Genomic DNA, 26,496 nt, shown 5'->3' with positions numbered 1-26,496 from the left:
GTATGGTATATAGAAAGGAGGCGGCCAGATGACACAGCCGAAGAAAAAGACGCCGACCATTTTGTTCCGCGGCGACTATGACAATGCGATGGCGGCCTACATCATCGCCAACGGCGCCGCGGCATACGACCATGACGTGACGATTTTTCATACGTTCTGGGGGCTGAACGCCTTGCGGAAAGAGGCGCCGGTTCCGGTGCAAAAAGGATTTCTCGAAAAGATGTTTGCGAAGATGATGCCGCGCGGCGCGGACCGCATGGGGCTGTCGCGCATGAATTTTGCCGGCATCGGCCCAAAGTTGATCAAAAAGGTGATCAAGAAACATAACGCCATGCCGCTTCCGCAGTTGATCGAGATGGCGAAAGAGCAAGGTATAAAACTCGTCGCCTGCCAAATGACGGTCGATTTGCTTGGACTGAAGCCGGAAGAATTGATCGACGGCATTGAGTTTGCCGGCGTCGCCGCGTATTTGGCGGATGCGTCGGAAGGAAATGTGAACTTATTCATTTAAAATGAGGGAGTCGTTGGCCTGGGAAGGGCCTGTCGAATAAACAATCAAGGGGGGAATCAACCAATGATCAAAGTCGATATGACCGTAGATGCTAAAGGATTGTCCTGCCCGATGCCGATCGTCCGCACGAAAAAGGCGATCAACGAATTGGAGCCGGGCCAAGTGTTGGAAGTGCAGGCGACGGATAAGGGGTCCAAAGCCGATATCAAAGCATGGGCGGAAAGCACAGGGCATCAATATTTAGGAACAATTGAAGAAAATGGGATTTTGAAACATTATATCCGCAAGGCAACGGAAAATGAAGCACGCAAAGAAACGGCATTTCCTCATGTCGTATCGAATGAAGAATTGCAAGAAAAACTGGACGATCCTAATTCGTTTGTCTTGGATGTCCGCGAACCRGCGGAGTATGCGTTTGGCCATATTCCGGGCGCCGTTTCGATTCCGCTTGGAGAGCTCGATCGCCGGATGGAGGAACTTCCGAAAGACAAAACGATTTACGTCGTGTGCCGCACAGGGACACGGAGCGATTTGGCCGCGCAAAAGCTGGCCGAAAAAGGATTTGACCGTGTGCGAAACGTCGTTCCCGGCATGTCGCAATGGAACGGGCCGCTCGATTCCGCTCAATCGTAATGGAGCGGCCTTTTTAAACAATCAAATATACATTAGGGGGTATGTTAATATGGTGAAAGAAATGACCGTGCAACAAATGACGGAAAAGGTGTTAAACAAAGAACCGCTGTTCATCTTGGACGTCCGCAACGAAAGCGATTTTCGCGATTGGAAAATCGAAGGGGAAAACTTTGCCTATTTGAACGTTCCGTATTTTGAGTTGATCGATGGGGTTGACTCGATTGTCGRYCGTCTTCCGAAAGACAAAGACATCGTCGTGGTGTGCGCCAAAGGAGGATCGGCGGCGTTTGTCGCCGAACAGCTGGCGGAAGCCGGGTTTGACAACGTTTATACGCTCGCTGGCGGGATGCAGGCGTGGAGCGAGCATCTCCATCAAGCCAAAGTATACGAAGATGATCAATTGAAAATTTACCAATTCATCCGCGTCGGCAAAGGATGCCTGTCGTATATGGTCATCTCGGGAAGCGAAGCGCTTGTCGTCGATCCGCTGCGGTTTATCGATGTGTACGAACAAGCAGCCCAACAAGAAGGGGTAAAGATCACGCATATCGTGGACTCACACTTGCATGCCGACCATCTTTCCGGAGGCAAGGCGCTGGCCGAGCGGACCGGGGCGGCGTACTACTTGATGAAAAGCGAGGGAGCGGTGTTTGATTTCGAGCCGCTCGAGCAACATGAAACGATCGACTTCGAAAACGTGCATTTGGAAGTGTTGGCAGTGAAAACACCGGGGCATACGCCAGGCAGCGTCTCGTTCTTTGTCAACGGCAAATGGCTGTTCTCCGGCGACACCATCTTTGTCGGCGGTCTCGGGCGGCCGGACCTCGGCGGCAAGGTGGCGGAATGGGCGGCGGATTTGTATGACACCGTGTACGAAAAAGTCGCGGCCATGGCTGATGATGTGATCGTCTTGCCGGCTCACTACGCTGATTTAGATGAAGAAATCAATGCGGAGGGGTATGTCGGCGATACGTTAGGCCGCATCCGCGCCCGCAATGAGATGATGCAAAACAAACCAAAAGACGAATTTATCGATCTTGTCATCCAAAGCGCCAATACCGAAACACCGCCGAACTTTGAAGACATTGTCGCCATCAACCGCGGGCTCAAAACCGTGGATATCGAAACGCAGCGGGAGCTTGAGATCGGCCCGAACCGCTGTGCATTGCATCATACCCATGCTTAAAGTGATACAAATTGGTAAGGGACGGGGAGCGCCCCGTCCTTTTTGAAAACAAAAGGGAGGGATGGCCGATGGATGTTTCGCTCGCGTTTCTCATTGTCATCTTTTTAATCGGCTTTGTCGGTTCATTTATTTCTGGGATGGTTGGGATCGGCGGGTCGATTATTAAATATCCAATGCTTTTGTATCTTCCGCCGTTGTTTGGGCTGRCGGCGTTCAGCGCTCATGAAGTGTCGGGAATCAGCGCGGTGCAAGTGTTTTTCGCCACGATCGGCGGCGTGTGGGCGTATCGAAAAAGCGGCTATTTGAACAAATCGCTCATTCTCTATATGGGCGTGAGCATTCTTGTCGGCAGTTTTGTCGGCGGCTATGGCTCGAAGCTGATGAGCGAGGGAACGATTAACGTCGTTTACGGCATCTTGGCGGCATTGGCGGCGGTCATGATGTTTGTGCCGAAAAAAGGGATCGATGACATTCCGCTTGACCAAGTGACGTTCAACAAAGGGGTGGCGGCCGCCTTGGCGTTTCTGATCGGCGTCGGGTCCGGCATCGTCGGGGCGGCGGGGGCGTTTTTGCTTGTGCCGGTCATGCTCGTTGTCCTGAAAATCCCGACGCGAATGACGATCGCCACGTCTTTGGCCATTACGTTCATTTCCTCCATTGGTTCTACGTTCGGGAAAATCGCCACCGGCCAAGTCGATTACCTTCCGGCTCTCATCATGGTCGTCGCGAGCTTGCTTGCCTCTCCGCTAGGGGCGAAAGCGGGGCAAAAAATGAACACGAAAGTGCTGCAAGTCATCCTTGCCGTGTTGATTTTGGCGACGGCGGTGAAAATTTGGGTGGATATTTTATGAGCGGCGAGCCTTTAAAGACGATAGGGGAATGGAAAAGGGATATAAAGGAAAAAACCGATTATGTTTGGCGCGGATTTCATTGGACATGCTAAACCTAAACAGAACGAAAGGACGGATCAGTGATGTTTCATTACACGATTGATGTGGCGGCGGGAATGGATGAAGCGATTCGCCGCTTGGAAGAAAGCTTGAAACAAGAAGGATTCGGTGTGCTCTGGCGGTTCAGCGTGACCGAAAAGCTGCAAGAGAAAGGGCTCGATTTTTCCACGCCGATGGTCATTTTAGAAGTATGCAACCCGCAAGAAGCGGCGCGGGTGTTAAACGAAAATCTCTTAGTCGGTTATTTTTTGCCGTGTAAAATCGTTGTCTACGAAGAAAACGGGATCACGAAAATCGGCATGCCGAAACCGACGATGCTCGTTGGCATGATAAACGAGCCGGCGTTGAAGGAAATCGCGGCCGACATCGAGAAGCGGCTGGCCGCTTGCATTGACCAATGCCGCTGACACGCAAGCAGCTCACCTGTCTAAAAGGGTGAGCTGTTTCCATTTGGAACGTGCATAATTTGCGGCGACGCCTTGTGTTTGTTAAGGGAGAACGTCAAGTGGAGACGAGCGGTCAAACAATATCTCCGAGCCGCTCTTTTCCCAGCTGGTGATCAACAAGTTCATCAAGCTGGCGGATTTTTTTCCACGCCACGTCGTCGCTGATCGTTCGGTAATGGTGACGGCCGCCGGGCTCTTCGTCGGCCTCGTCGGCCCATTTGACGATCGCTTGGAGCGGCGTTCGTTTCCATTCTCCTTCGGGAAGGTAAGAATCGGTGTGAAGCAAAATCGCCAAAGCGATTTCCTTGGCGTTTTGCGGATGTTCGCCAAGGCGGATGAGCAACTTATGGGCGCGCTCGGCCCCTTTGATGGCATGGATGTCATTTTGTCGATATTGTTCGTAGTCCCACTGGCCGTTTTTATACCATGTGTAATGGCCGATGTCATGAAGCAGTGCGGCTTTCGTCGCCAAGTCGGGATTGACTCCGTGCCGGAGGGCGAGGCGGTAGGCGTGGTGCGCTGTGGCAATCGCATGAGCGAGACCGGACCGTTTCAAATATTTTTGGGCAACGGGATGAACAAAGATGTCCGTTAAGGTGATGTATCTCATCGGCATCCCCTCCGTTTTTTGATTTCCCATTATCATACCATGGCGGGGAGAGGACGGCAATAGGGAAAAACGGGCGAGAGCGGTTCCATCGAAAAAAAAACGGGCCGGTTGCGCAGAAAAAACAGCAGCCGGTTTATTTCACCTGTGCTTGACAGGAAAGCCGTTTAGCTGGATGATTTGTTTTTTCGCGTTCGCGCCGCGTTTTCGGGGCGAGCAGGTGAGCGCCGGCAAGGATGGTGACCATACAGCGGCCGCACGTTCTTTTTTGCATTTATAGGCGAGCGGAATGCCTTGCCTTAAGGCGATCTCGAGGAGCGAAACGTCGGAAGCCGGTTGCACAGTAAACGTGTTCCCTTTTTGATTGATTTGAATGACAGCCGGCCGTGCGGCAGGCGGCGCATCAGGCTTGGTCGGTGCGGCGGAGGAGGGGCGCATCAACGGCCGGACGGCACGTTTCAACGACCTGACAGTGAATGTCCGTTCCATTTTTTTTGCACACCTCCTTGAAATTATATCTTTATTTTGAAAATGAATCTCATTTACATCGAGAAGAATGATTGCTATCATAATGGTAAAAGGAATGATGAAATCGCCATCTTGGCTAAAGATAAGGGGGAGACATCATGGGCACTCCGATGAATGGACTGCGGGATATGAAAGCGATTTTAGCCAATGAGCGAAAAGTTGGCGGCGCGGTGGAAGCGGTGTTTCTCCGCCTTTGCACCGGCGAAAAATACCGAAACGCTTGCATCGTGCATATCGATCAATTAGGCACTCACTATTATTCGGTTGGTTTTGTCACCGAGCAAGGGGAGCGGATGATCGTCAACGTCCATGACATCAGCGTGATCTCCGCGCCTGAACATAAAAAGATTCGTGAACTGAACAATGCAGCGTACAAACGGGAAGCCATCAACGAAAAATGGCGCTATTTACAACGCCTCTTTGAGATTTATGAAGGCAGTTATACCGTTCATTTTTGGCGTGAAGCGAAAATGATTATTGATGACATCGGTGTTGACGCGCTCAGCCCCGAATTGTCGCTGCTCGTTTCCAACGTTCAAGGCCAAGCGGCCCGTACAGCTTAATGACCAATAGGCAAGACGCCCGGGGATTTGCGGATCCGCCGGGCGTCTTGCCTGCCAGCGGTAGTCTCGGCCATTGGATCGCCCCAGGCGTCTTGGCCCATTTGTAGTTAGCTTCCTGCGACCAGTCCCCCGCTAGGCGTGTTTCCTTCCGCTTGAAAAACGGGGGTTACGAAGCTTGCCTGTTCGATATCGCGCCAGTATAAAGTGAACTACCCACCACCTACACTTCGCTTAGAGGCGGGGGCTTCAAGCGACTTGTGCGCGTTCGCTGAACGGTAAGCCACACACAAGACCCCTTTACGCTTCCCTTCGTTCCGAAGGTGTCCGTTCTAACCATATATTATCATATCAGCTGGCTGGTCGCCAACCGAAATTCATCTCCCGCTTATCGCTGGGCTGCGCCCTTCACGCGCTTGAAGCGGGAGTCTTTTTTCGGAATTATGATAAAGTCTTTGTACAAAATCGGAATCGTTAAATGTACGCGCCGCGTTGGCTCGGACAGGCTCAGTTCCTTGCCATGGAAGCTCATGTCCCCGTGTTCCGGTTCGTATAAATATCGTTGGCGACCGATTGGACACCTTCGCCGAGCGGTCCGTACAAATCGATAAACCGGCGGCCGACGAGCTGGCGGCGCGCCGTTTCAATGACCAGTTCATCAAGCTCGTCCCATTGGCTGCTTGTGAGCGGGGCTTCTGGGTACAGCTTCGTTTTGTCCATGTTTCCTCCCACATTATGGTTGTTACCATCTTTTCCATATTGAAAGAGGTGTAAACATCTCGCCCCCTTCGAACGTCACCTTTTCACCTAGTTCGGAATAAAACAGAATAAGGAATATTGCCCACTTGATATGCGACGCGATTCCGGCGATAATGGAAACGGTATGGAATGAATGCCGCCAAGCGGCATGGAAGAATAAAGAAGGTGACAGAACGATGGAACGTGCGGAACAGATTTATCAAAGACTCGTAGAGATTTGTGGAGAAAGGAACGTCCTGCGCGATGAGCCAATGAAAAACCATACATTGGTGCGGATCGGCGGCAAGGCGGATTTTCTCGTCTGGCCGGAAACGTACGAGCAGGTCATTGAGGTGTTGCGGCTGAAAGAAGAGTACGGCTTGCCGTTTACGCTCCTTGGCAACGGTTCGAACGTCATCATCCGCGATGGCGGGCTGCGCGGCATTGTCATGCAGCTTAGGCATTTAAACCGCATTTGGCGCGAAGGAAACAACGTGATCGCACAAAGCGGGGCGGACATTAAAGCGGTGTCGCGGTTTGCGCTGGAACAACACCTCACAGGTTTGGAGTTTGCCTGCGGCATCCCGGGGTCGGTCGGCGGGGCGATTATGATGAACGCCGGAGCGTACGGCGGTGAAGTGAAAGATGTGCTCGATTCCGTCAAAGTGGCGACGCTCGCCGGCGAGCTGAAAACGTTAAAGAACGAGGAGCTGGAGCTTGGCTATCGAACAAGCATTATCAGCCGGACGCATGATATTGTGCTTGAAGTCGTCTTTGCGCTCCAGCCGGGCGATTATGCGCAAATTAAGGCGAAAATGGATGATTTAACATTTCAGCGCGAATCGAAACAGCCGCTTGAGTATCCGTCGGTCGGAAGCGTGTTTAAGCGTCCGCCGGGCTATTTTGCCGGCAAGCTGATCCAAGACAGCGGCCTTCAGGGAAAAGGATTCGGCGGTGCGGAAGTGTCGACGAAGCATGCAGGATTCATTATTAACAAAAATAATGCGACAGCTGCCGATTACATCGCGACGATCGAAATGGTGCGCAAAACAGTGAAGGAAAAATTCGGGGTGGATCTGGAATTAGAAGTCAAAATTATTGGCGAGGAATGACGGAGGATCCGAATCCGGTCCGCGGGTTCGGATTTTTCTCATTTTGACGATAGGAAAAATGAAACAAACCGCAAATAGGTAAGAAAAGGGGTTATGAATGGGGGAAGAGGATGAATCTTTATTTCATTATCAATCCATCCGCCAAAAACGGCCGGTCCGTGTCCATTTGGAAGCAGCTGCAACCGCTGCTGGATCGGGAAGGAATCGCATATAAGGCGTATTGGACGAGCCGAAAGGGAGAAGGAAAGGAAATCGCCCGACGAATCGGCGAGGAAAGCGTTGAGCCGACGGTGATCGCGGCGGTCGGGGGCGATGGGACAGTGCATGAAGTGGTGAACGGAGCGGGTTCGTTTCCGCACGTTGCGATTGGCTGCATTCCCGCCGGAACGGGAAACGACTTTGTCCGCGGTTTCCGTCTTGCCCGAAAACCGAAACAGGCGCTCCGACGGCTGTTGAGTGGCGTTCGATCCGGCAAGGATTTGGCTTTCGATCTCGGCCGTTTTGCAAGCAGCGCCGTACCGGACGGCGTGTTTGTCAACAGCATCGGCTGCGGCTTTGACGCCCATATCGCCCGCACGGCCAACCGTTCAAAATGGAAAGGGCGGCTGAATCGTTTTGGACTCGGTTCGTTCACTTATGTGTTTTATTTAGTAAGAGAGTTGTTTCGCTATCAACCAGTTGACCTTGATATTTGTGTGGATGGACAGAATTATTCGTTTTTGAAGGCCTGGCTGGCAACGGTTTCGAATCACCCATACTACGGTGGCGGAATGCGCATCGCTCCGTCCGTCCAGGCCGATGACGGCTTGCTTCATGTGACGGTCGTCGGGCCGATGCCGCGTTGGAAAATTCTTGCGCTGTTTTTAACCGTATTTTGGGGCGGGCATGTACGAATGAAAGAAGTTTGCGTGTTCACTGGTCGGAACGTGCGCATCCGCCCTGCCGCTCCTGTCCCGATCCACGCGGATGGCGAGGATGCAGGAGAAGGGGAAGTATTCGCTTGGATTGAGCCGGGGCGTTTGCGGGTCATTGGCGTGAAAACCAGGTGAGTGATTCACTCGTATACTAATAAAGAAGCAAGTAGACGTAAGGAGGGCGAGGGATGGGGAAGCGGATCGTCATGCTTGATGTCGTGTTGTATGTCGTATTTCCGATCGTTCTCTGACATGCGTTGCGCGGGCCGGTCGGGGAGTATGGGGCGATGCTCATTTGCACCGTGCCGGGAGCGGTTTATACCGTTTATCGCTATTGGCTCATTCGCAAAGTGCAATGGTTCGGCACGTTTTTGATTGTCAATCTGGCGGTTAGTACGCTATTGAACGTGTTGGCTGGATCAGCGTTGCAAATGTTATGGAACGATGTATGGTACTCGATCGTTTTGGCTGTCTGTTTTCTGGTGACTGTTGTGGTAAGGCGGCCGGTGATGCTTTATTTTTCCCTTGATTTTGTGGAAATGCAGGGAGCTCCGCGCTCGGTGATGAAAAAGCGGTTTTTGGAACGTGATGTGTTTCCTCTTTTTCAATGGATCACCGTTGGCTTTGCCCTGCGCGATGGATTGCTGGCGGCAATCAAAGCGCATTTGATTATTCGCTATGGCATCGAGGCGTTTGACCGAGCGATTGTGATTCGCGAAGTGATTAGCTGGGGATTTACGATCCTCTGTATTTTGGGGTTTATTAGAATTTCGAATATTCTGAATGATGGAAGCAAGAGCAATGAAGCGAGCGGTTAAGGCGGAGGTGAAAGAACAATGGAACGACGATGTCCATTATTGTCAAGGAGAAAGGGCTGTTTCCCGTTCGCTTCGGAAAACAGCCCTTGCTTTAGCAACAGCTTCAAAACGGAACTTATTTTTTGTTCTTTTCTTCCTTGTCTTGTTTTCCATGGGCCGGGGAATGGTCGTTTTTCACCTGCGGTTTGGCTGTTTGTTTCCGAGGTTGTGAAACAGAGACAGAGGAGCGGAACGCTGCTTGCTGCTTCGCTATAACGATTTCGCCGTTGGCGCGCCTTTTTTCGACTGTAGGTGCGAAAAATCAGGCGAAAGAAGCAGAAAAATAGGAAAGAAAGGGAAACGGTGAGATTTCCTTCACGGTTTGGCGGTCAGCCGCCTATTTGATATAATGGAAACAAGTTTGGCAAAGACGATATCCAAGGCGGCTCCTGCCAATTTGTTTGGTGGGAGTTTGTTTTTGCGATGAGCGCCCGGCAGGGGAAAACGGGATGGCCAATGCCATGCCGAGCGAAAACGAAAGGAGCAAACCGGTCATGACGGAGCGGGTGAATGACATTGTTGATGTTTGTTTATTAGCGGGAAAATTGATGCTTGAAAGCGGTGGGGAGACGTACCGGGTGGAAGATACGATGGGGCGCATCGCCGCTGCGTTCGGTGTTTCCCGCTCTCACAGCTATGTGACACCAACGGGCATCATGTTTTCCGTTGAGGGAACGAATGTAACACGGTTTATTCGCATTTCCGAGCGTTCGACCGATTTATCCAAGGTGGCGCTTGTCAACCACATTTCCCGCCGCATCAGCAACGGCGAACTGTCACTCGACGGAGCGCGCAAAGAACTGGAACGCGTTCAGCAGCAACCACTCGGTTATCCGTTTTGGCAGCAAACTGCTGCCGCAGCGGCGGCGAGCGCTTGTTTTGCCTCGTTGTTAGGCGGCATGAATCATTTTCCCCCTTCCCTTCTTTCCGGTGGAATGGCGTTTTGGTGTTTTGAAATGATGCATCGGCTCGTGAAAATCCGGTTCTTCGCTGAATTTTTTGCCTCTTTTGTCGCCGGTGGGATCGTGCTGTTGATGGAAAGGGCTGGATTGGTCGGAGACGTAGGAAACATGATGATTGGCTCAGTGATGCCGCTTGTCCCGGGGCTGGCGATTACCAATGCGGTGCGCGACTTGATGGCCGGCCATTTGATCGCCGGTTTGTCGCGCGGTGCAGAGGCGTTTTTAACCGCGTTTGCGATCGGCACCGGCATTGCCTTTATTTTATCGATTCGTTAGCAGGGAGTATCGATGATGATTGTGCAGCTGTTGCTTAGCTTTGTGGCGTCATCGCTGTTTGGCGTCATTTTCAATATTCCGAAACGATTGCTGCCGCACAGCGGATTTGTCGGCATGAGCGGCTGGGCGATGTATATGGCCGCTGCCCGGTCGGGGATAGACGGTGTCGCCGCCACGTTTGTTGCGGCGTTTTTCGTCGCTTTTTTAAGCAGCGGGTTTGCCCGCCGCTATCGAACGCCGGCGACGATTTTTATCGTCCCTGGCATTCTTCCGCTCGTGCCGGGCGGAACAGCGTTTGAGGCGATGCGCCATGTTGTCATGAACGATTACAATGCGGCGATTTCACTAGCGGCAAAAGCGTTCATGATTTCTGGGGCGATTGCGATGGGGCTCATTTTTTCTGAGGTCGTCAACCAACTGGTAAAGCGTCGCCCTTAATTGCACGTGTCTGTTTTTTCCAATCGTTTGCCTATCGTTGTATTTGTTTGTTTGAATATTATAATGAATATAACTATGTTTTTTCTATCGATTTTTAAACAGCGGGGGAGAGCGGAATGAAAGAAATCATCGAGCAGATGAAAGCGGAGCTATGGGAGATTTTCGATCACCTTCATCGCCATCCAGAAATCAGTTGGGAAGAGTGGCAAACGACCGAATTTCTTCGGCGGGAGTTGGAGCGCGAAGGGTATCGGGTGCGGACGTTTGCCGATTGTCCGGGCGTGGTGGCAGAAATCGGCGCCGGCCCGTTTACGGTCGGGGTGCGCAGCGATATGGACGCCCTTTGGCAAGAAGTGAACGGCGTTTGGCAGCCGAACCATGCGTGCGGGCATGACGCCCATATGACGATCGTGCTCGGGGTGGCGAAACTGCTTCGCCGCATCGGCTATGAGCCGCCGGGGACGCTGCGGTTTTTGTTCCAGCCGGCCGAGGAGAAAGGAACAGGGGCGTTAAAGCTGATCGAAAAAGGGGCGGTTGACGGCGTGTCGTTTTTATACGGCATTCATCTGCGGCCGATTCAAGAAGTGAAAGGCGGATATGCGGCGCCGGCGATCATCCATGGGGCGGCGCAATGCATCGAAGGGCGGATTCGCGGCGTGGCGGCACATGCCGCGCGGCCGCATTTAGGCGTCAACGTCATTGAAGTCGGCAGCGCCATTGTCCAAGAGCTCGGCAAAATTCATATCGACCCACAAGTGCCAGCGTCGATCAAAATGACGAAGTTTCACGCCGGTGAAAAAGATGCGAACACGATCCCGGACTACGCGGAGTTTGCCCTTGATTTGCGGGCGCAAACGAACGAGGCGATGGAGCGGCTCGTCGAGGGGTTGCGCCATGTGATCAACGGGGTCGCTGCGATTTACGGAGCTGATATTGAGCTTGTTGAGCGGACGCGCATCGTCGCCGCTGATCCTGATCCAGATGCTGTGCGGCTGATGGAGGAGGCGATTATCACGACTTTGGGGACGGAAAAATGCGTTCCGCCGGTCGTGACGTCGGGAGGAGAGGATTTCCATTTTTATTCCTTTAAAAAACCGGAGCTGAAAACAACGATGCTCGGATTGGGCTGCGACTTGCGTCCGGGGCTCCATCACCCGAACATGACGTTCCGGCGCGATGATTTGCTTTCTGGCGTGGAAATTTTGGCGCGGGTTGTGATGAACACATTTGCGACGTTTGCGCCGCAGGGGGAGAACGAGCATGCCTCTGTCGCTGCAAATCCTTGAGACGATCGAACAGTTAAAAGAAATGGCCAAGCTTGAGGAGGAGATTTGGGGAACGGCGCCGGTTCCGCTCCATCAAACGCTGACGGTGGCGAAAAACGGGGGCATTATCATCGGGGCGTATGCGGACGGGAAGCTTGTCGGCTTTGTCTACAGCTTTCCTGGGTTTCGAAACGGGGAAGTGTATCTTTGTTCCCATATGATGGGGATTGCCGCTCCGTTTCGTGATCAAGGGATTGGCTACCGATTGAAAATGAAGCAGGCAGAAGAAGCGCGGCGGCGCGGCTACCGGAGCATCCGTTGGACGTACGATCCGCTGCAAAGTCGGAACGGCTATTTGAACTTGGCCAAGCTTGGGGCCCTTGGCGTCGAGTATGTGGAAAACTGCTACGGCGAAATGAATGACGCGTTGAACGGTCAACTGCCGTCCGACCGTTTCATTGTCGAATGGCGGCTTGATGAGCGCCCGACCGGGGAGCGGAGCTTGGCTAAAGCTGATCTTCTCAAGGACAGAGGTCTGACGGTGCTCGAGGCAGGTCAAAGGGCTGACGGCCTGTTGCGGCCGGTGCCCAGAGACATCGATGAAACAGCGGCGCCGTTGTTGTTGGCTGCTGTTCCGCTTGACTTTCCGCAACTGAAAGAGCGGGATCTCGCGCTGGCGCTTGAGTGGCGGCTGGCGACGCGCTCTCTGTTTCAGCGGCTGCTCACGGAAGGCTGGATTGCCGCCGGCGCTTGGCGCCGTTCCGGGGAGCCGGCGATGCACTACATATGGGTGAGGAGAAACGAATGGCTGCCGCAGAAAGGGGAAGAGGAATGACGATCAACATCGAGTACGTCATATTGCGCCATTTGCAAATGGAGTTGAAGGCGCCGTTTACAACGAGCTTTGGCACGTTTCAAACGAAAGAGTTTATTTTAGTGGAAGTCGTGGATTGCGACGGCGTTTCCGGCTGGGGCGAATCGGTCGCGTTTTCCGTCCCATGGTACAGCGAGGAAACGGTGAAAACGAACTGGCATATGCTTGAAGAGTTTCTCGTGCCGCTCTTGTTTTCGAAGCCGCTTAGGCATCCAGCGGAATTGCCAGAGCGCTTTGCCGCCATCCGCCAAAACAACATGGCGAAAGCGGCGCTTGAGGGAGCGGTATGGGATTTGTATGCCAAGCGGCTTGGCGTTCCGCTTTGTCAAGCTCTCGGGGGAACGAAAAAGGAAATTGAAGTCGGCGTCAGCATCGGCATCCAGCCGACGGTCGACGATCTGCTTCAGGTGATTGAGCGGTATGTGGCGCAAGGGTACCGGCGGATCAAAGTGAAGATCAAACCGGGATGGGATGTTGATGTCATTCGCGACGTGCGGCGCGCGTTTCCTGACGTGCCGCTCATGGCGGATGCCAATTCGGCGTATACGCTCGCTGACGCCAAGCGGCTTCAGGCGCTTGATGAATTTGGGCTGATGATGATCGAACAGCCGCTCGCCGCTGACGATCTTGTCGATCACGCCCGGCTGCAGCCGCTTCTTAAGACGCCGATTTGCCTTGATGAAAGCATTCGTTCATATGACGATGCGCGCAAGGCGCTTGACCTTGGCAGCTGCCGCATCATCAACATCAAAATCGGGCGCGTCGGCGGGCTTTGGGAGGCGAAGCGCATCCACGATCTTTGCGCTGAGCGAGGCGTTCCGGTCTGGTGCGGGGGGATGCTGGAAGCAGGGGTCGGGCGCGCCCACAATATTGCGATCACGACGTTGGAAAACTTCGCGCTTCCCGGCGACACCGCCGCGTCGTCCCATTATTGGGAGCGGGATATTATCACGCCGGAAGTCGAGGTGCACAACGGCTTGATCCGCGTGCCGAACGCCCCGGGCATCGGCTATGACGTCGACCGCCGCCAAGTTGAGCGGTATACGCAGTTTGCCAAGTTGTTCCATCGTGCGCCGACGGCATAAAGCTGATCACATCCAACCTTATGCGGAGTTTACATAAAAAGGAAGAGAAAAAGGATAATAAGGACTATTGACGTTGACGTTAGTGATGCCGAAAATTTCTTGGAGTTGAGCAAAAAATTGATGAAATACTGCTAATTGGGGCTGACCCAAAACGCATTCGCGTTTTGGATCAGCCCCTTCTTCGTTGTGTTACACGCGCCCGATCCCGGTATTCGCTTTGACGACAATTTCCGTATATTTCTTTTCATCTGCTTTTTTCGACGAGACGAGCGTGCCGACGATGGCGCCGATAAAGCCGAGCGGAATCGAGATGATGCCGGGGTTGGCAAGCTTAAAGAGCGGTTCGCCAACGAAAATGGCGGCACCCGGCTGCGGCGACCAGACGTTCGGGCTGAAGAAGACGAGCACTAAGGCGCTGATGAGCCCGACCAGCATACCTGTAATTGCTCCGGTGGTGTTAAAGCGGCGCCAGAAAATCGTAAAGACGATCGTCGGCAAGTTGGCGCTCGCCGCGACGGCAAACGCGAGCGACACGAGGAAGGCGACGTTCATTTTTTGCGCGAACAGCGCTAACAAAATCGATAATACGGAAACGCCGACCGATGCCCAGCGGGCAGCGAGCATTTGTTCTTTTTCCGTCGCTTGGCCGCGCCGCAAAATATGGCTGTAAAAGTCATGGGCAAACGCCGAGGCGGCTGACAGAACAAGCCCGGCGACAACCGCCAAAATGGTCGCAAACGCTACGGCAGAGACGAAAGCGAACAAGAAATCTCCGCCAAGGGCTTCTGCCAACAGCGGGGCGGCCATATTGCCGGCCGGGTTGGCGGCGACGATTTTGTCATAGCCGACAAACGCGGCGGCGCCAAACCCTAAAAAGATCGTCATTACGTAGAAAATCCCGATGATCCATGTCGCATAAACGACCGATTTGCGCGCAGTCGGGGCGTCTTTGACCGTAAAGAAGCGGATCAAAATGTGCGGCAGCCCGGCCGTCCCCAAAACGAGCGCCAAGTTTAATGAAATCGTGTCAAGAGGATCTTTAAACTTGTTGCCCGGGTTTAAAAACGCTTCGCCAAGCGGTGTCGCGGTTTTGACTTCATGGAACATTTTGGCGATGCTGAAATCGAATTTAGCAAAGACGATGATGGAAATGATAAACGTACCGACCATCAATAAGACGGCTTTGACGATTTGCACCCAGCTCGTTGCTGTCATGCCGCCGAAGACGACGTACACCGTCATCAAAACGCCGACGATCAAGACGGAATAAACGTAGTCTAAGCCCAACAGAAGCTTGATGAGGCCGCCGGCGCCGACAAGCTGGGCGATCATATAGAAGATCGAGATGGCGATCGTATTCAAAGCAGCGACGCCGCGCACTTTCTTATCATCAAAACGGGCGGCGATCATATCGGCCATCGTGTACTTGCCGAGGTTGCGAAGCGGCTCGGCAACGATGTATAAGACGACAAGATAGGCGACAAGGAAGCCGATGCTGTAAAAGAAGCCGTCAAATCCAGTCAGTGCGATCATGCCGGCAATTCCTAAGAAGGATGCCGCGGACATATAGTCGCCGGCGATGGCGAGCCCGTTTTGCCAACCGGTGAGGCTGCTGTCAGCGGTGTAAAATTCGCTCGTCGTTTTCGTTCGCTTTGAGGCGTAGTACGTAATGACGAGCGTCAAGGCGACGATGACGAGGAAGAGGAAAAAGGCCAACCCGTGCATTAGGCGTTTCCCCCTTCCTGCGCTTCTCGCTTCACTTGCTCGACGATTTCATCCAATTGCGCAGCGCGCTTCGAATAAAGGATGCATAAGGCCCATGTCATGACAAATTGCGCAAAGGCAAACAGCCAAGCCCAGCTGACCGGCCCGACCGCCGGCGCATTCAACGCTTTCGAGTAGGACGTCAACACTGGAAGGGCGAAGTAAAAGACGAAGAAAAAGATGGTCGCTGGAATGATAAATCGTTTCTTCGCCTGAACGAGCCCACGGAACGAAGCGGATTGGGCGATTGCTTCATAGTTGATGCCCGCCTGTCCAGCCAACGATTCCTTTTTCACTGCCATAGTGATCCCTCCTCGTTCGTGTTTAAAGCGTTTTCATAAAAGCGGAGCGACAGAACCTGTAATACAACAGGGGCAATCTTCCTCCCTTCTGTCACAAATTTGTCACACACTTATTATATATTTATCTGAAAAATTTGTAAATTGTTTTTTTTGATATTTATTAAAATAGTTTTTTTAGCTTTGCTGCGTCAAAGGGAAAAATTTTTTTGTTGTTTTTCTTATTTTCGCACTTTACAAAAAAACAAGGATCATGTAGAATGACAACTGTATTCGACAATAAAATTCAACAATTTTCTACAAAAAACGACAAGGGGAGACATCTATGAATTTGTTTCGTAAAAAACCGATTCAGTTGCTCATGAAAGAATCGGGAGTGAAAGGAGCCTCGCTGCGAAAAGAGCTAGGCGCCTTCGACTTGACGATGCTCGGCATCGGCGCCATTATTGGGACAGGCATTTTCGTCCTGACCGGGGTGGCGGCGGCGGAACATGCCGGTCCAGCTCTTGTTCTTTCGTTCATTTTATCCGGATTGGCATGCGTGTTTGCGGCGCTTTGTTACGCTGAGTTCGCCTCGACGGTCCCAGTGTCTGGGAGCGCATACACATACAGCTATGCGACATTCGGTGAATTATTCGCTTGGATTTTAGGCTGGGATTTGATTTTGGAATACGGGGTTGCTTCGTCGGCGGTCGCCGTCGGTTGGTCCGGCTATTTTCAAGGGCTGCTTGCTGGTTTTGGCATCGAGCTGCCGAAGGCGTTGACGAGTGCGTATGATCCGGCGAAAGGAACGTTCATCGATTTGCCGGCCATTCTCATCATTTTGTTCATTACATTTTTGTTGAACTTGGGCGCAAAAAAATCAGCCCGTTTCAATACGATCGTCGTCTTTATTAAAGTGGCTGTCATCTTGCTTTTCTTGGCGGTTGGCGTTTGGTATGTCAAGCCGGAAAACTGGACGCCGTTTATGCCGTATGGATTCTCTGGCGTGGCGACCGGCGCCGCGACGGTGTTTTTCGCTTACATCGGCTTTGATGCAGTGTCGACTGCGGCGGAGGAAGTGCGCAATCCGCAGCGCAACATGCCGATTGGCATCATCGTCTCGTTGCTTGTGTGCACATTGTTGTATATTGCGGTTTCGCTCGTATTGACAGGCATCGTTCCGTACGAGCAGCTCAACGTGAAAAACCCGGTGGCGTTTGCGTTAAACTATATCCACCAAGACTGGGTCGCCGGCTTTATTTCGCTTGGAGCGATCGCCGGCATTACGACCGTGCTCCTTGTGATGATGTATGGGCAGACGCGTCTCTTCTACGCCATCAGCCGCGACGGTTTGCTGCCGAAAGTGTTTGCTCGCATCAGCCCGACCCGCCAAGTGCCGTATGTGAACACGTGGCTGACTGGAGCGGCCGTTTCGGTATTCGCCGGCATCATCCCGCTCAACAAATTGGCGGAACTGACGAACATCGGTACGCTCTTTGCCTTTATCACCGTCTCGATCGGCGTGTTGGTGTTGCGTAAAACGCAACCGGACTTAAAGCGGGCATTCCGCGTTCCGTTTGTCCCGGTCGTTCCGATTTTGGCTGTCTTATTCTGCGGCTACCTCGTTCTTCAGCTTCCGGCGACGACATGGATCGGTTTTGTCTCGTGGTTGTTGATCGGTTTAGTTATTTACTTTATCTACGGCCGCAAGCATAGTGAGCTGAATGAAATGGCACGGACTGAAGAAAAGGCTGGATGAGCGGCCAAACAATGAAAAGGGGGCTGTCCCAATGGGGAAACAGCCCCTTTTTCCATTTCGTCAAACTTTTCGGCAACACCGCGTTTCACCCCTTTTTCATTAAGATGGGAAAAACACCTGATTTTTTGCCGCTGGAAGGCGTGTGCTCGGCGGCGTTGGGTTCTTTTGGGGACCTGTGTTCACTTGCACATTTTGAAAAAATTCCCTTTGAACGACGGCCATATTTGGTTTACGATGTGCGAATAGTATAAAGAACGAGCGTCAGTCCGGCTTGTATAAGTGTTCTGGAGTTGGATGAAGAGTTCGTCACTGTATTGACGCCGGAAGGGGAATTTCTCCGATTGAAAAAAGAAAAAGAATGCGAGATTGGAGAAGAGGTCAAAGCGAATGCGGTTGGCCGTCCTTTTCCGTTTCGCCGCCGTTCGTTTCGATATGCGCTCATAAGCGTTCTAACGGCGGCCACGGTGCTTCTGGCGACTTGGATTCAATGGCCTTCCAATGCGGTGTACGCATACATGTCGATCGACATCAACCCAAGCATGGAAGCGGGCGTCGACGCGGAGCTGCGCGTGTTGACGCTGAAGGCTTACAATGAGGAAGGAAAGAAGGTGCTGGCGGCGCTTCCTTCATGGAAACGTCAACCGTTTTCTTCGGTAACGAAACAAATCATTGCGTTAAGCGAACAAAAGGGGTATTTAAAGAAAGGCGGGGAAGTGCTTATTACGACGGTGGAGAGGGAGCGCGACGCCTCTTCGGCGCGGAAGCTGTCTGCAGCGCTCGCGGAAATCCAGCGGTCAGTGGCGGATGACCGGATTGTCATTACCACGGCCAATAGTACGATGGCAGTGCGCAACCAAGCTGTCAAACGGGGGATGACAACCGGAAAACTATTGCAAATCGAGAAAAAGGTGAAACCGGCTGCGCCAGCATCTGTCCGCTCGGCAGATGGAAACGGCCGGAAAGGAGAAGATTGGAAAGATAAGGCCAAAGGCGGAGAAAAAGAAAACAAAACGCCAGCGGCCAAAGAACAACCGACACAACAGCCGTCAAAGAAACAGAACCATAACGAGTCAAACCCGAAGCCATCAAAAAACGAAAAACAGCCGCCGCGCAAGCAGAAACATTCTCATCCGACCAAAGGAAGCCTTTCTCCTGAAAAAGAGAGTTATGCGAAATGGAAAAGCCATGGGAACGCCCGTCCGCTGCGGCCAGGCGCTCATTATGAAAAGAAAAAGGAGAATGGGGGCGACAGCGGCAAGGAGGGACATCGCCGCCCAGCCGACGCCCACCGCCATTCGAAAGCGATGGATGCCAAAACGAAAAAAGCCGAGTGATTCCGCTCGGCTTTATTCCGTTTTTCGGCCTGCCAGCTCGCTTTGCGCTTGGGCGACAAGCCGTTTCGTAATTTCTCCGCCGACGGAGCCGTTGGCGCGCGAAACCGTGCCAGCCCCGAGCTGTACGCCAAACTCTTGGGCGATTTCGTACTTAATTTGTTCCAACGCTTGTTCGATGCCTGGAACAAGCAGTTTGTTGCTTCCGCGTGCCATAGTGTCTGCCTCCTTTATCATTATTATTTTGGTGTGGCATGATTAGTATAGGCGAATGGACCACAAGGTATTGGTGGGAATTAAAGGGGGAGGAGCCAAAACGCGATTCACAAGCTTCCATCCCTATTTGTTTTCGGCTCACTCATATGCATGCAGAGAACAGACGATCAGTCATTTGAGTGAGGGCCATTTACACTTTTAAGCCGCATGCTGTACGAAAAAACGTACATCATATTAGGTGAAATATAGACTCAAGTAGGAAAGGAACCTAAAGCGATGGAATGGACGATGCGGCTGCCAAAACGGACGGAAAGACAGACTGGGCGGGGATGGGCGGTCGCTGCGCTCGCCTCAATTCCGCTTGTGATGACGTTGGGCAATTCGATGCTTATCCCGGTGCTGCCGGTGATGGAAAGAGAGCTCGGCATTACGCCGCTGCAATCGAGTTTGTTCGTTACGATGTATTCCGTTGTCGCCATTTTATTGATTCCGCTGACCGGTTATATGAGCGACCGCATCGGGAGGAAAAAGGTAATCATTCCGAGCCTCTTGTTGGCGGCCGCTGGCGGGGGGCTGGCCGGGTGGGCCGCTTGGCGGATGGAAGACCCGTACGGATGGATGATTGCCGGGCGCATGTTGCAAGGGCTCGGGGCGGCAGGGGCGTTTCCGATCGTTTTGCCGCTTGTTGGTGATTTGTTTCCGGATGATGATGAGGCGAGCCGCTGGTTGGGAGTGGTTGAAACGGCGAATACGTTTGGCAAAGTGTTGAGCCCGATTCTCGGGGCGATGCTGGCCGGGATTGTTTGGTTTTTGCCGTTTTTTTCGTTTCCCGTCTTTTGTCTGCTGTCAGCGGCGCTGATGATTTGGTCCGTCCAAGCGTCGGTGCGGCGGGAGCAGCCGCAGCCGTTTCGGGATTTTGCCGCAGCGGTGGCGGCGATTTTCCGCCGTGAAGGGCGCTGGCTTGTTGGTGTTTTTATGATCGGTGGTTTATTGATGCTCGTGTTATTTGCCTTTTTGTTTTTTCTTTCCAACCGTCTTGAAGACGTTTATCGCATTGATGGAATCAAGAAAGGATGGATGCTCGCCATCCCGCTCGGAGCGCTCTGCCTCGCCTCATTTGCCGCTGGGAAGGCGATTGGCGACCGGAAAAAACGGATGAAATGGGGAGCGGTCGCCGGTTGCCTCTTGTCAGCTGCATCGTTGGCCATCATTTCGTTTCATCCGTCTCTCTCTGTTTGGATGGCGTTGTTTTCGGCTGCCGGCATCGGCATTGGCGCCGCGCTTCCATGCCTGGATGCGCTGATTACGGAAGGAATTGAGAGAAGCGAGCGTGGGACGGTGACGTCATTTTACAGTTCACTTCGATTTATCGGGGTGGCTGCCGGACCGCCGCTGGCGGCATGGCTGATGAAAAATGGTGCAAGTTGGCTTCTTTTGGTGCTCAGCGCACTAGCACTGATCGCCGGTAGCATGGCTGTTTGGCTCATTCATCCAGAACACGCTCAAAGAGAAAAGCTGTCATGAAGGGAAATATGGGACAGTGGGGCGTTTTCAATTTCCCTCTTTCTTGCCGAATGAAAGCCTCTGGATCAGATGATGACAGACGGAAGATGTACCGGCTATGGAGACGCGTGAACTACTCCCGCTTCGCTTTGCTTGAAGCGGGAGTCTTCTTTCGGAACTATGATAAAACGCACCTGAACGAGGCATGATAAGAAAAAATGCGAAAGGAGGATGGGTGTGGCCAACGTCGCATTTCCAGTCGCCCGTCTTCATGACGGGACGCTTCGCCAACTCCAGCAGCTCGAACAGCGGCTGCGTGAAGAAACAGGAGAAGAAATTGTGCTTGTCGCTTATGAGCGGAAAACGGTTGATGAGGAGGAGACGAAACGATGATGAAGCGAAAAGTGAAATTTGACGCAGCGAAAAACAACAATAAAACGCCAACGGAAAGTTTGCCGGATACCGAATTTGCGGCACAATACGCCGGCGAGGAGGACATGATCCGCGGCGCGAACCGCAATTCGAAAAAAGGGCGCCAAGGAGGCGGCGATGGGTAAAGAGCATAAGGAGCGGCCCGCTCGAACGAATGAAGAAATAGCGTTTGAATGGGGCGATTTCGCTGCTTATCAGCCGTTTTGGCTGATCGAGGAGCAAAAGCAAGCAAAGGAGAAGGAGACAAAACAAAAAGAGCCGCCGCGGTGAGGCTGCCGTTTTGATGGGATTGGATCGGTGGGCGGACAAAGAAGAGCGCTGGAAACAGCGCTCTTTTTCGCTTGGGCGTTCAAGCCGATGCGGATGACGTGAACAGGGTGGAAAGCGGTGCAGAAAAGACCGTAGCTCCTGTGCCAGACGGGTCGAAATAGGCGACGATGGCCGTTGGCGCAAACGAGAGCTGCTTCGCGGCGATATAGCGGCCGACATCGACCGGCACGATTTCAACGACCGTATGTTTAAACAATTCCTTTTCCCCGAGCCCGAGGGCGGCAAAGTCCTCCCCAAGCGCCTCGGGGCGCTCAAGCAGCGCGCGGTAGACGGTCGTGCGCGTCGTTTTCTCCGTTTTTTCTTCCCACCACGGCTTGCGCGGCTTATGCTTTTGTCCACGCAAGTAGTCGTATTTCATGAGCGATTCGGCGACAGGCAAGGCATCTGACGCACACGTACGTAAAAACTCATGCAAGCGGCGGAATAAATCCTCAAGCTGATGGCCGATGCGCGCCCAGCCGCGCTCATCCCAATACGCGCCAAACTGCTGGAAAAAGTCAAACGGCGATGGGAACACATCGGTCACCAAGTACTCGATCGTTTCGTTCATTCGATGGGCGTTCCAATACTTTTCGAGCACGTCTTCCACTTGCTTGATGCGGATGACGTCATCAAACGACAAGACGTTGTTGGCGAGCACTTCGTATGGCGCATGGTCCATATACACATAGCCGTACTCCTCGGCGCGCAGGCGCAGCCCAGTGCCGCGCAGCAGTTTCAAAAAGCCAAGCTGCAGTTCTTCCGGGCGAAGGGCGAACACGTCGTTAAACGTCTTTCGGAACGAGTTGTAGTCTTCTTCGGGCAGACCGGCGATCAAATCCAAATGCTGGGCGATTTTCCCGCCTTCTTTAATCATCGTCACCGTTCGCGCCAGCTTGGCGAAGTTTTGCTTGCGCATAATGAGACGGTTCACTTCGTCGTTTGTCGACTGGACGCCGATTTCAAAGCGGAACAGCCCGGGCGGCGCCTCCTTGTTTAAAAACTCGATGACCTCCGGGCGCATAATGTCGGCGGTAATTTCAAACTGAAATACCGTTCCCGGTACATGTTCGTCAATTAAAAAGCGAAACATGTCCATTGCATAGCTGCGGCTGATGTTGAACGTCCGGTCGACGAACTTGATCGTCCGCGCTCCGTGCTTCATTAAATAGCGCAAATCATCCTTAATTTTTTCACGGTCAAAATAGCGGACACCTACTTCAATCGAGGACAGGCAAAATTGGCAGCTGAACGGGCAGCCGCGGCTTGTCTCCACATAGATGATCCGGTTCGGAAGATGTGGGATGTCTTCCGGAAAGCGAAACGGCGACGGCATATCAGCAAGGCGGAGCTTGTTCCGTTGTGGATTCATGACGATGCGGTCTCCATCGCGAAACGCCAGCCCCGCGACATCAGCCACTTCTTTGCGGCCTTCTAAGGCAAAGAGCAGCTGTTTAAACGTTTCTTCTCCTTCACCGATGACGATAAAATCAAACTCCGGCACTTGTTCCATCCATTCGCGCACATCGTACGACACTTCCGGGCCGCCAGCGACGATGATGACGTCCGGAGCTGCTTTTTTCAACAGCTTAACGACTTTGATCGTCTCTTCAATATTCCAAATGTAGCAGCTGAAACCGACGACATCCGGACGGCGTTGGTACAAATCCGTCACAATGTTCAGCACCGGGTCTTTGATCGTATATTCAACGAGCTTGACGTCAAACTCTGGCTGTGCGTATGCTTTTAAATAGCGGATGGCCAAATTCATATGAATGTATTTCGCGTTTAATGTTGTACAGACGATGTTCATCGCAGCAAAACCCCTTTGCTGATAGATGCAATTTGAAACTTTTTCATTTGCAGCTTTTACAGAGCCAATCGGCCTTTGATTGACTGTCGGGCGGGTGAGCAACAACGCTTCCTGACCGACGCATAGGGCGTAAAGTGGGTGATTGTTCGATCTTCCATCGCTTCTTGGCGCGACGGAGGAAAGTTACAGGTTTGGTTTTGTCAGCCGAGAAAATAGACAAAGTTGTTTTTTCGTCAAGGATCTGTTGCCCTTTTTCGCTGCATCTATGATTCATACTAACCTTATTATTATAATGCAGTTTAGCCAAACAAAGAAGCAAAAAAACTTGTCGAACATTGCGGAAAAGATTTTTCGAAAATCTTCGTGAATTAAAGGAGGAGTAAATTTTTCCATAGCGAATATATATTTAGTTGATATGGTTTGAATAGACAAGGAGAGATGGATATGGCCCAAAGCCTTTCTCCTCGGGAAGAACAAAATGCATCGCCGGATGTGCGGTTGCTTGAAGAGGAAAATCGGCGGCTAAAAGAGCGGTTGAACAGCTATTCGGTCATTTTCGAGCGGTCGCTCGATGCGATCGTTATTTTAAATAAAAACGGTGAATTTGTCGATGTGAACGAAGCGGCGTGCAAGCTGTTTGAGATGGATAAGTTTTCGTTGATCGGCCATTCGTTTTCTTCGTTCCTCGAACTCGTGCCGCCCGATATTTTGCTGTTTCAGCGCTCGATGCTGCAAAAGTTCGGTTCGTTCAGCGATGAACTGCTCATCAAGCTGCCGGACGGCAAAGTGAAGCATGTGGAATTTTCGATGAAAAAGGATGTGTTCGACGAATTTGACCTTGTCATGATGCGCGACATCTCAGCCCATAAGGCGCTTGAGCGCGAACGCATCATTCATGAGTTTTTGTTTCGCGACGTATTCAACCGCGCCGTTGACGGCATCGTCATTTTCGATGAATTTGGGCGGTTTATCGATGTCAATCCGGCGTTTTCGATGAGCTTGAACTTGGAAAAAGGCAAACTGCTCAATTTGTCGTTTCAGCAGTTCGTCGCCCGCGAATGCGCCAATGAGTTCGCTCGGCTGCTCGCGGAAGTGAAAGAAAAGGGAACGGCCAAAGGCGAGTTGTCGCTTGTCCGCCCGGACGGAACGGTGAAAATGTTTGAGCTGACGGCGACTTCCAACGTCTATAGCGGGTTTTACATGGCCATTATGCGCGATGTGACAGAAAGAAAAAATATGGAAATCAAGTTGCAAAAAAGCGAAGAACGGTTCCGGGCTATTTTCGAACAAGCGCATGAGGCGATCCTCATTTGGGACGATTTTGGCTACATATTGAACGCCAATCCGGCGGCGAGCCGGACGTTTGAGCTGCCCTTGAATTTGCTTGTGCGCCGCAATTTGTTTGATTTTGTCGACTATGGGGACGAAAAGGTGAAACGCATTTTCAGCGAGTTCCGCCGCAAAGGGGAAATCCGTGACGAGCTGACGTTTCATATGCCGAACGGTGAGGATAAGCAGCTCGAGTTCACAATGAAAAAAGGAGCGATCGACGGGTACCACCTGACGATTTTCCGCAATGTGAGCGAGCGGCGGAAAATCGAGCGCGAGTTGCGCGAAAGCGAGCAAAAGTTCCGGAGCATTTTCGATCATGCGATGGATGGCATTTTGCTTTGGGATGCGCAGCATCGGATCATCGACGCCAATCCGGTTGTCTGCGGCATTTTTTCCGCCGAAAAGGAGGCGCTGCTTGGCCGGATGGTGGTCGAGCTCGTTCCGGAGCGGGCGCGCCGCCAGCTCAATAAGCTGCTTCAACAATGCCAACGCACCGGCGAAGCGAGCGGCGAGGTCGAATTTTTCGACGAGGGAAAAGGGAGAATTATTGAGTTTTCACTGAAAAAGGAAGTGATTCCCGGCGTCGGGATGATGATGCTGCGCGATGTGACCGAGCGCAAGGAGATGGAGCTGCAGCTGCGCAAGTCGGATACGCTCAACGTCGTCGGGGAATTGGCTGCCGGCATCGCCCATGAAATCCGCAATCCGATGACGGCGCTAAAGGGCTTCATTCAGCTGTTGCAAGGAAGCATTGACGGCGACTATTCGATGTATTTTAATGTCATTATGTCGGAATTGAAGCGGATTGAGTCGATCATCACCGAGTTTCTTGTCCTAGCGAAGCCCCAGGCGGTGCAGTACAAACAAAATGATATCTGCAAAATTATGCAAGATACGATCGATTTGATCAGCGCCCAAGCGATGATGCACAACGTGCAAATCATCGCCGACTTCGAGCGCGGGCTGCCGCCGGTGTATTGCGAGCCGAACCAGCTGAAGCAAGTGTTCATCAATATTTTGAAAAACGCCATCGAAGTGATGCCAAAAGGCGGGGACATTACGGTGCGCATCACCCGCGCCGGGTGCTATGTGCGCATCTCCATCACCGACCAAGGATGCGGCATTCCAAAAGATAAAATCAAAAAGCTTGGCGAGCCGTTTTATACGACGAAAGAACGCGGCACCGGCCTCGGCTTGATGGTCAGCTATAAAATCATAGAAGAGCACCAAGGGAAAATTGAAGTGGAAAGCGAAGTCGGCGTCGGCACGACGTTCCATATCACGCTGCCGATCGAACGAATGGAAAGAGAGGACGACGATGACGATTGAATATGCAGTATACCGCTCAGAGCTGCTCGGCGACATTTACATCGCCTCCGACGGCGACGCGATTGTCAAAGTCGAGCTGTTTCCAGAAGAATGGCGCGCGTTCGCCGGCGAACATCCGGCTGTCAAAAGCCAGTCGCCGCTTCTTGAACGCGCGCTTAGGCAGCTGGATGAGTATTTCCACGGTCGACGCCAAGCATTTGACTTGCCGCTGAAGTGGAAGGGAACAGCCTTCCAAGAAGAGGTGTGGGCGGCGCTTTGCCGCATCCCGTATGGCGAGACGGCGACATACGCTGACATCGCCGCGCAAATCGGCCGCCCGAAAGCGGTGCGCGCCGTCGGCCAGGCAAACCGGGCGAATGAACTGTCGATTCTCGTTCCGTGCCACCGTGTTGTCGGCAAAAACGGCGCTCTCATTGGCTATGCCGGAAGCCGCACCGATGTGAAGGCGAAGCTGTTGGAGCTTGAGCGGCGCTACAAGCAGAGAG

General features: G+C 52.5%; 29 protein-coding genes and 1 pseudogene. 23 read left to right on the top strand and 7 right to left on the bottom strand.

Annotated elements, in window-relative coordinates:
- The first annotated feature begins 28 nt into the window (after positions 1–28).
- The 5 genes from B1A75_RS05320 (at position 29) to B1A75_RS05300 (ending at position 3,687) form a co-directional block, all read left to right on the top strand.
- Positions 29–511, top strand: coding sequence for a DsrE/DsrF/DrsH-like family protein (locus B1A75_RS05320; RefSeq protein WP_079935863.1), 483 nt, complete (start codon positions 29–31; stop codon positions 509–511).
- A gap of 63 nt (positions 512–574) precedes the next feature.
- On the top strand, positions 575–1,144 hold the full coding sequence (locus B1A75_RS05315) for a sulfurtransferase TusA family protein (RefSeq protein ID WP_042379801.1): 570 nt from the start codon (positions 575–577) through the stop codon (positions 1,142–1,144).
- A 49-nt stretch (positions 1,145–1,193) separates the two neighbouring features.
- Positions 1,194–2,330, top strand: a complete 1,137-nt coding sequence (locus B1A75_RS05310) for an MBL fold metallo-hydrolase (protein ID WP_079935862.1) — start codon at positions 1,194–1,196, stop codon at positions 2,328–2,330.
- A gap of 68 nt (positions 2,331–2,398) precedes the next feature.
- Complete coding sequence (locus B1A75_RS05305; RefSeq protein WP_079935861.1) at positions 2,399–3,181, top strand: sulfite exporter TauE/SafE family protein; 783 nt, start codon at positions 2,399–2,401, stop codon at positions 3,179–3,181.
- 122 nt (positions 3,182–3,303) lie between these two features.
- The gene (locus B1A75_RS05300; protein ID WP_042382584.1) at positions 3,304–3,687 is read left to right on the top strand and encodes a DUF302 domain-containing protein; all 384 of its coding nucleotides are present in this window, start codon (positions 3,304–3,306) and stop codon (positions 3,685–3,687) included.
- 112 nt (positions 3,688–3,799) lie between these two features.
- On the opposite strand, the gene B1A75_RS05295 is transcribed toward B1A75_RS05300, so the two are convergent.
- Both B1A75_RS05295 and B1A75_RS20195 read right to left on the bottom strand, forming a co-directional pair.
- Entirely contained in the window at positions 3,800–4,336 is a 537-nt protein-coding gene (locus B1A75_RS05295) for an HD domain-containing protein (protein ID WP_042382586.1), read from the bottom strand.
- 133 nt (positions 4,337–4,469) lie between these two features.
- Positions 4,470–4,580, bottom strand: a complete 111-nt coding sequence (locus tag B1A75_RS20195) for a hypothetical protein (RefSeq protein ID WP_240730370.1) — start codon at positions 4,578–4,580, stop codon at positions 4,470–4,472.
- 379 nt (positions 4,581–4,959) lie between these two features.
- Here B1A75_RS20195 and B1A75_RS05285 point away from each other — a divergent pair, with 379 nt between their 5' ends.
- Positions 4,960–5,424: a hypothetical protein gene (locus tag B1A75_RS05285; protein ID WP_042382587.1), complete on the top strand. Its 465-nt coding sequence runs from the start codon at positions 4,960–4,962 to the stop codon at positions 5,422–5,424.
- A 525-nt stretch (positions 5,425–5,949) separates the two neighbouring features.
- Here the strand turns inward: B1A75_RS05285 and B1A75_RS05280 are convergent.
- Positions 5,950–6,141 (bottom strand): encapsulin, encoded by a 192-nt coding sequence (locus B1A75_RS05280; protein WP_042382588.1) that lies wholly within the window; start codon positions 6,139–6,141, stop codon positions 5,950–5,952.
- 215 nt (positions 6,142–6,356) lie between these two features.
- On the opposite strand from B1A75_RS05280, the gene murB reads away from it, so the two are divergent.
- The 8 genes from murB to menC all read left to right on the top strand — a co-directional run bounded on the left by murB (position 6,357) and on the right by menC (position 13,942).
- Positions 6,357–7,271, top strand: a complete 915-nt coding sequence (gene murB / locus B1A75_RS05275) for a UDP-N-acetylmuramate dehydrogenase (protein WP_042382614.1) — start codon at positions 6,357–6,359, stop codon at positions 7,269–7,271.
- Between the two features lie 110 nt (positions 7,272–7,381).
- Positions 7,382–8,320 carry a diacylglycerol/lipid kinase family protein gene (locus B1A75_RS05270; RefSeq protein WP_042382589.1) on the top strand — a complete coding sequence of 313 codons (939 nt, stop codon included), beginning with the start codon at positions 7,382–7,384 and terminating at the stop codon, positions 8,318–8,320.
- A gap of 122 nt (positions 8,321–8,442) precedes the next feature.
- Positions 8,443–9,003 carry a VC0807 family protein gene (locus B1A75_RS05265; RefSeq protein ID WP_303048385.1) on the top strand — a complete coding sequence of 187 codons (561 nt, stop codon included), beginning with the start codon at positions 8,443–8,445 and terminating at the stop codon, positions 9,001–9,003.
- 533 nt (positions 9,004–9,536) lie between these two features.
- Positions 9,537–10,280, top strand: a complete 744-nt coding sequence (locus B1A75_RS05255) for a threonine/serine exporter family protein (RefSeq protein ID WP_079935865.1) — start codon at positions 9,537–9,539, stop codon at positions 10,278–10,280.
- A 12-nt stretch (positions 10,281–10,292) separates the two neighbouring features.
- Complete coding sequence (locus B1A75_RS05250) at positions 10,293–10,718, top strand: threonine/serine exporter family protein (protein ID WP_042382592.1); 426 nt, start codon at positions 10,293–10,295, stop codon at positions 10,716–10,718.
- A gap of 116 nt (positions 10,719–10,834) precedes the next feature.
- The gene (locus B1A75_RS05245; RefSeq protein WP_042382593.1) at positions 10,835–12,004 is read left to right on the top strand and encodes a M20 peptidase aminoacylase family protein; all 1,170 of its coding nucleotides are present in this window, start codon (positions 10,835–10,837) and stop codon (positions 12,002–12,004) included.
- Positions 11,979–12,818 (top strand): GNAT family N-acetyltransferase, encoded by an 840-nt coding sequence (locus tag B1A75_RS05240; protein WP_042382595.1) that lies wholly within the window; start codon positions 11,979–11,981, stop codon positions 12,816–12,818. The genes B1A75_RS05245 and B1A75_RS05240 overlap by 26 nt, the downstream gene beginning before the upstream one ends.
- The gene (gene menC / locus B1A75_RS05235) at positions 12,815–13,942 is read left to right on the top strand and encodes an o-succinylbenzoate synthase (RefSeq protein ID WP_042382598.1); all 1,128 of its coding nucleotides are present in this window, start codon (positions 12,815–12,817) and stop codon (positions 13,940–13,942) included. The genes B1A75_RS05240 and menC overlap by 4 nt, the downstream gene beginning before the upstream one ends.
- Positions 13,943–14,131: 189 nt before the next feature.
- Here the strand turns inward: menC and B1A75_RS05230 are convergent, their stop codons facing one another.
- Complete coding sequence (locus tag B1A75_RS05230) at positions 14,132–15,667, bottom strand: solute symporter family protein (RefSeq protein ID WP_042382600.1); 1,536 nt, start codon at positions 15,665–15,667, stop codon at positions 14,132–14,134.
- Positions 15,667–16,008, bottom strand: coding sequence for a DUF485 domain-containing protein (locus B1A75_RS05225; protein ID WP_042382602.1), 342 nt, complete (start codon positions 16,006–16,008; stop codon positions 15,667–15,669). The genes B1A75_RS05230 and B1A75_RS05225 overlap by 1 nt, the downstream gene beginning before the upstream one ends.
- A 322-nt stretch (positions 16,009–16,330) precedes the next feature.
- Here B1A75_RS05225 and bcaP point away from each other — a divergent pair, with 322 nt between their 5' ends.
- The 3 genes from bcaP to B1A75_RS05210 are packed head-to-tail and all read left to right on the top strand — an operon-like array spanning position 16,331 to position 19,080.
- The gene (gene bcaP / locus B1A75_RS05220) at positions 16,331–17,746 is read left to right on the top strand and encodes a branched-chain amino acid transporter BcaP (RefSeq protein ID WP_074042989.1); all 1,416 of its coding nucleotides are present in this window, start codon (positions 16,331–16,333) and stop codon (positions 17,744–17,746) included.
- Complete coding sequence (locus B1A75_RS05215) at positions 17,743–17,997, top strand: hypothetical protein (protein ID WP_042382606.1); 255 nt, start codon at positions 17,743–17,745, stop codon at positions 17,995–17,997. Before bcaP ends, B1A75_RS05215 begins: the two co-directional genes overlap by 4 nt.
- Positions 17,998–18,036: 39 nt before the next feature.
- Complete coding sequence (locus B1A75_RS05210; protein ID WP_239691173.1) at positions 18,037–19,080, top strand: anti-sigma factor domain-containing protein; 1,044 nt, start codon at positions 18,037–18,039, stop codon at positions 19,078–19,080.
- 12 nt (positions 19,081–19,092) lie between these two features.
- On the opposite strand, the gene B1A75_RS05205 is transcribed toward B1A75_RS05210, so the two are convergent.
- A complete protein-coding gene (locus B1A75_RS05205) occupies positions 19,093–19,293 on the bottom strand; it encodes an alpha/beta-type small acid-soluble spore protein (protein WP_074042987.1) in 201 nt (66 codons plus the stop codon).
- 276 nt (positions 19,294–19,569) lie between these two features.
- On the opposite strand from B1A75_RS05205, the gene B1A75_RS05200 reads away from it, so the two are divergent.
- The 4 genes from B1A75_RS05200 to B1A75_RS19790 all read left to right on the top strand — a co-directional run bounded on the left by B1A75_RS05200 (position 19,570) and on the right by B1A75_RS19790 (position 21,498).
- Positions 19,570–20,817: an MFS transporter gene (locus tag B1A75_RS05200; protein ID WP_042381302.1), complete on the top strand. Its 1,248-nt coding sequence runs from the start codon at positions 19,570–19,572 to the stop codon at positions 20,815–20,817.
- A gap of 216 nt (positions 20,818–21,033) precedes the next feature.
- The gene (locus tag B1A75_RS19800; RefSeq protein ID WP_013523245.1) at positions 21,034–21,189 is read left to right on the top strand and encodes a hypothetical protein; all 156 of its coding nucleotides are present in this window, start codon (positions 21,034–21,036) and stop codon (positions 21,187–21,189) included.
- A complete protein-coding gene (locus B1A75_RS19795; RefSeq protein ID WP_011230441.1) occupies positions 21,186–21,353 on the top strand; it encodes a hypothetical protein in 168 nt (55 codons plus the stop codon). The genes B1A75_RS19800 and B1A75_RS19795 overlap by 4 nt, the downstream gene beginning before the upstream one ends.
- Entirely contained in the window at positions 21,346–21,498 is a 153-nt protein-coding gene (locus B1A75_RS19790; RefSeq protein ID WP_167367364.1) for a hypothetical protein, read from the top strand. Before B1A75_RS19795 ends, B1A75_RS19790 begins: the two co-directional genes overlap by 8 nt.
- A 79-nt stretch (positions 21,499–21,577) precedes the next feature.
- On the opposite strand, the gene B1A75_RS05190 is transcribed toward B1A75_RS19790, so the two are convergent.
- Positions 21,578–23,350 (bottom strand): B12-binding domain-containing radical SAM protein, encoded by a 1,773-nt coding sequence (locus B1A75_RS05190; RefSeq protein WP_079935860.1) that lies wholly within the window; start codon positions 23,348–23,350, stop codon positions 21,578–21,580.
- Between the two features lie 444 nt (positions 23,351–23,794).
- On the opposite strand from B1A75_RS05190, the gene B1A75_RS05180 reads away from it, so the two are divergent.
- Positions 23,795–26,011, top strand: a complete 2,217-nt coding sequence (locus B1A75_RS05180) for a PAS domain-containing sensor histidine kinase (RefSeq protein WP_074042984.1) — start codon at positions 23,795–23,797, stop codon at positions 26,009–26,011.
- Positions 26,001–26,492: pseudogene (locus tag B1A75_RS05175) on the top strand (methylated-DNA--[protein]-cysteine S-methyltransferase); the annotation flags it as partial. The gene B1A75_RS05180 and the pseudogene B1A75_RS05175, both read left to right, overlap by 11 nt.
- Positions 26,493–26,496: the final 4 nt, after the last annotated feature.

Source organism: Geobacillus sp. LEMMY01 (assembly GCF_002042905.1).
Classification (GTDB): domain Bacteria; phylum Bacillota; class Bacilli; order Bacillales; family Anoxybacillaceae; genus Geobacillus; species Geobacillus proteiniphilus.
Note: the sequence above shows the minus strand (reverse complement) of the source record. Positions and strands in the feature narration are given on the sequence as shown.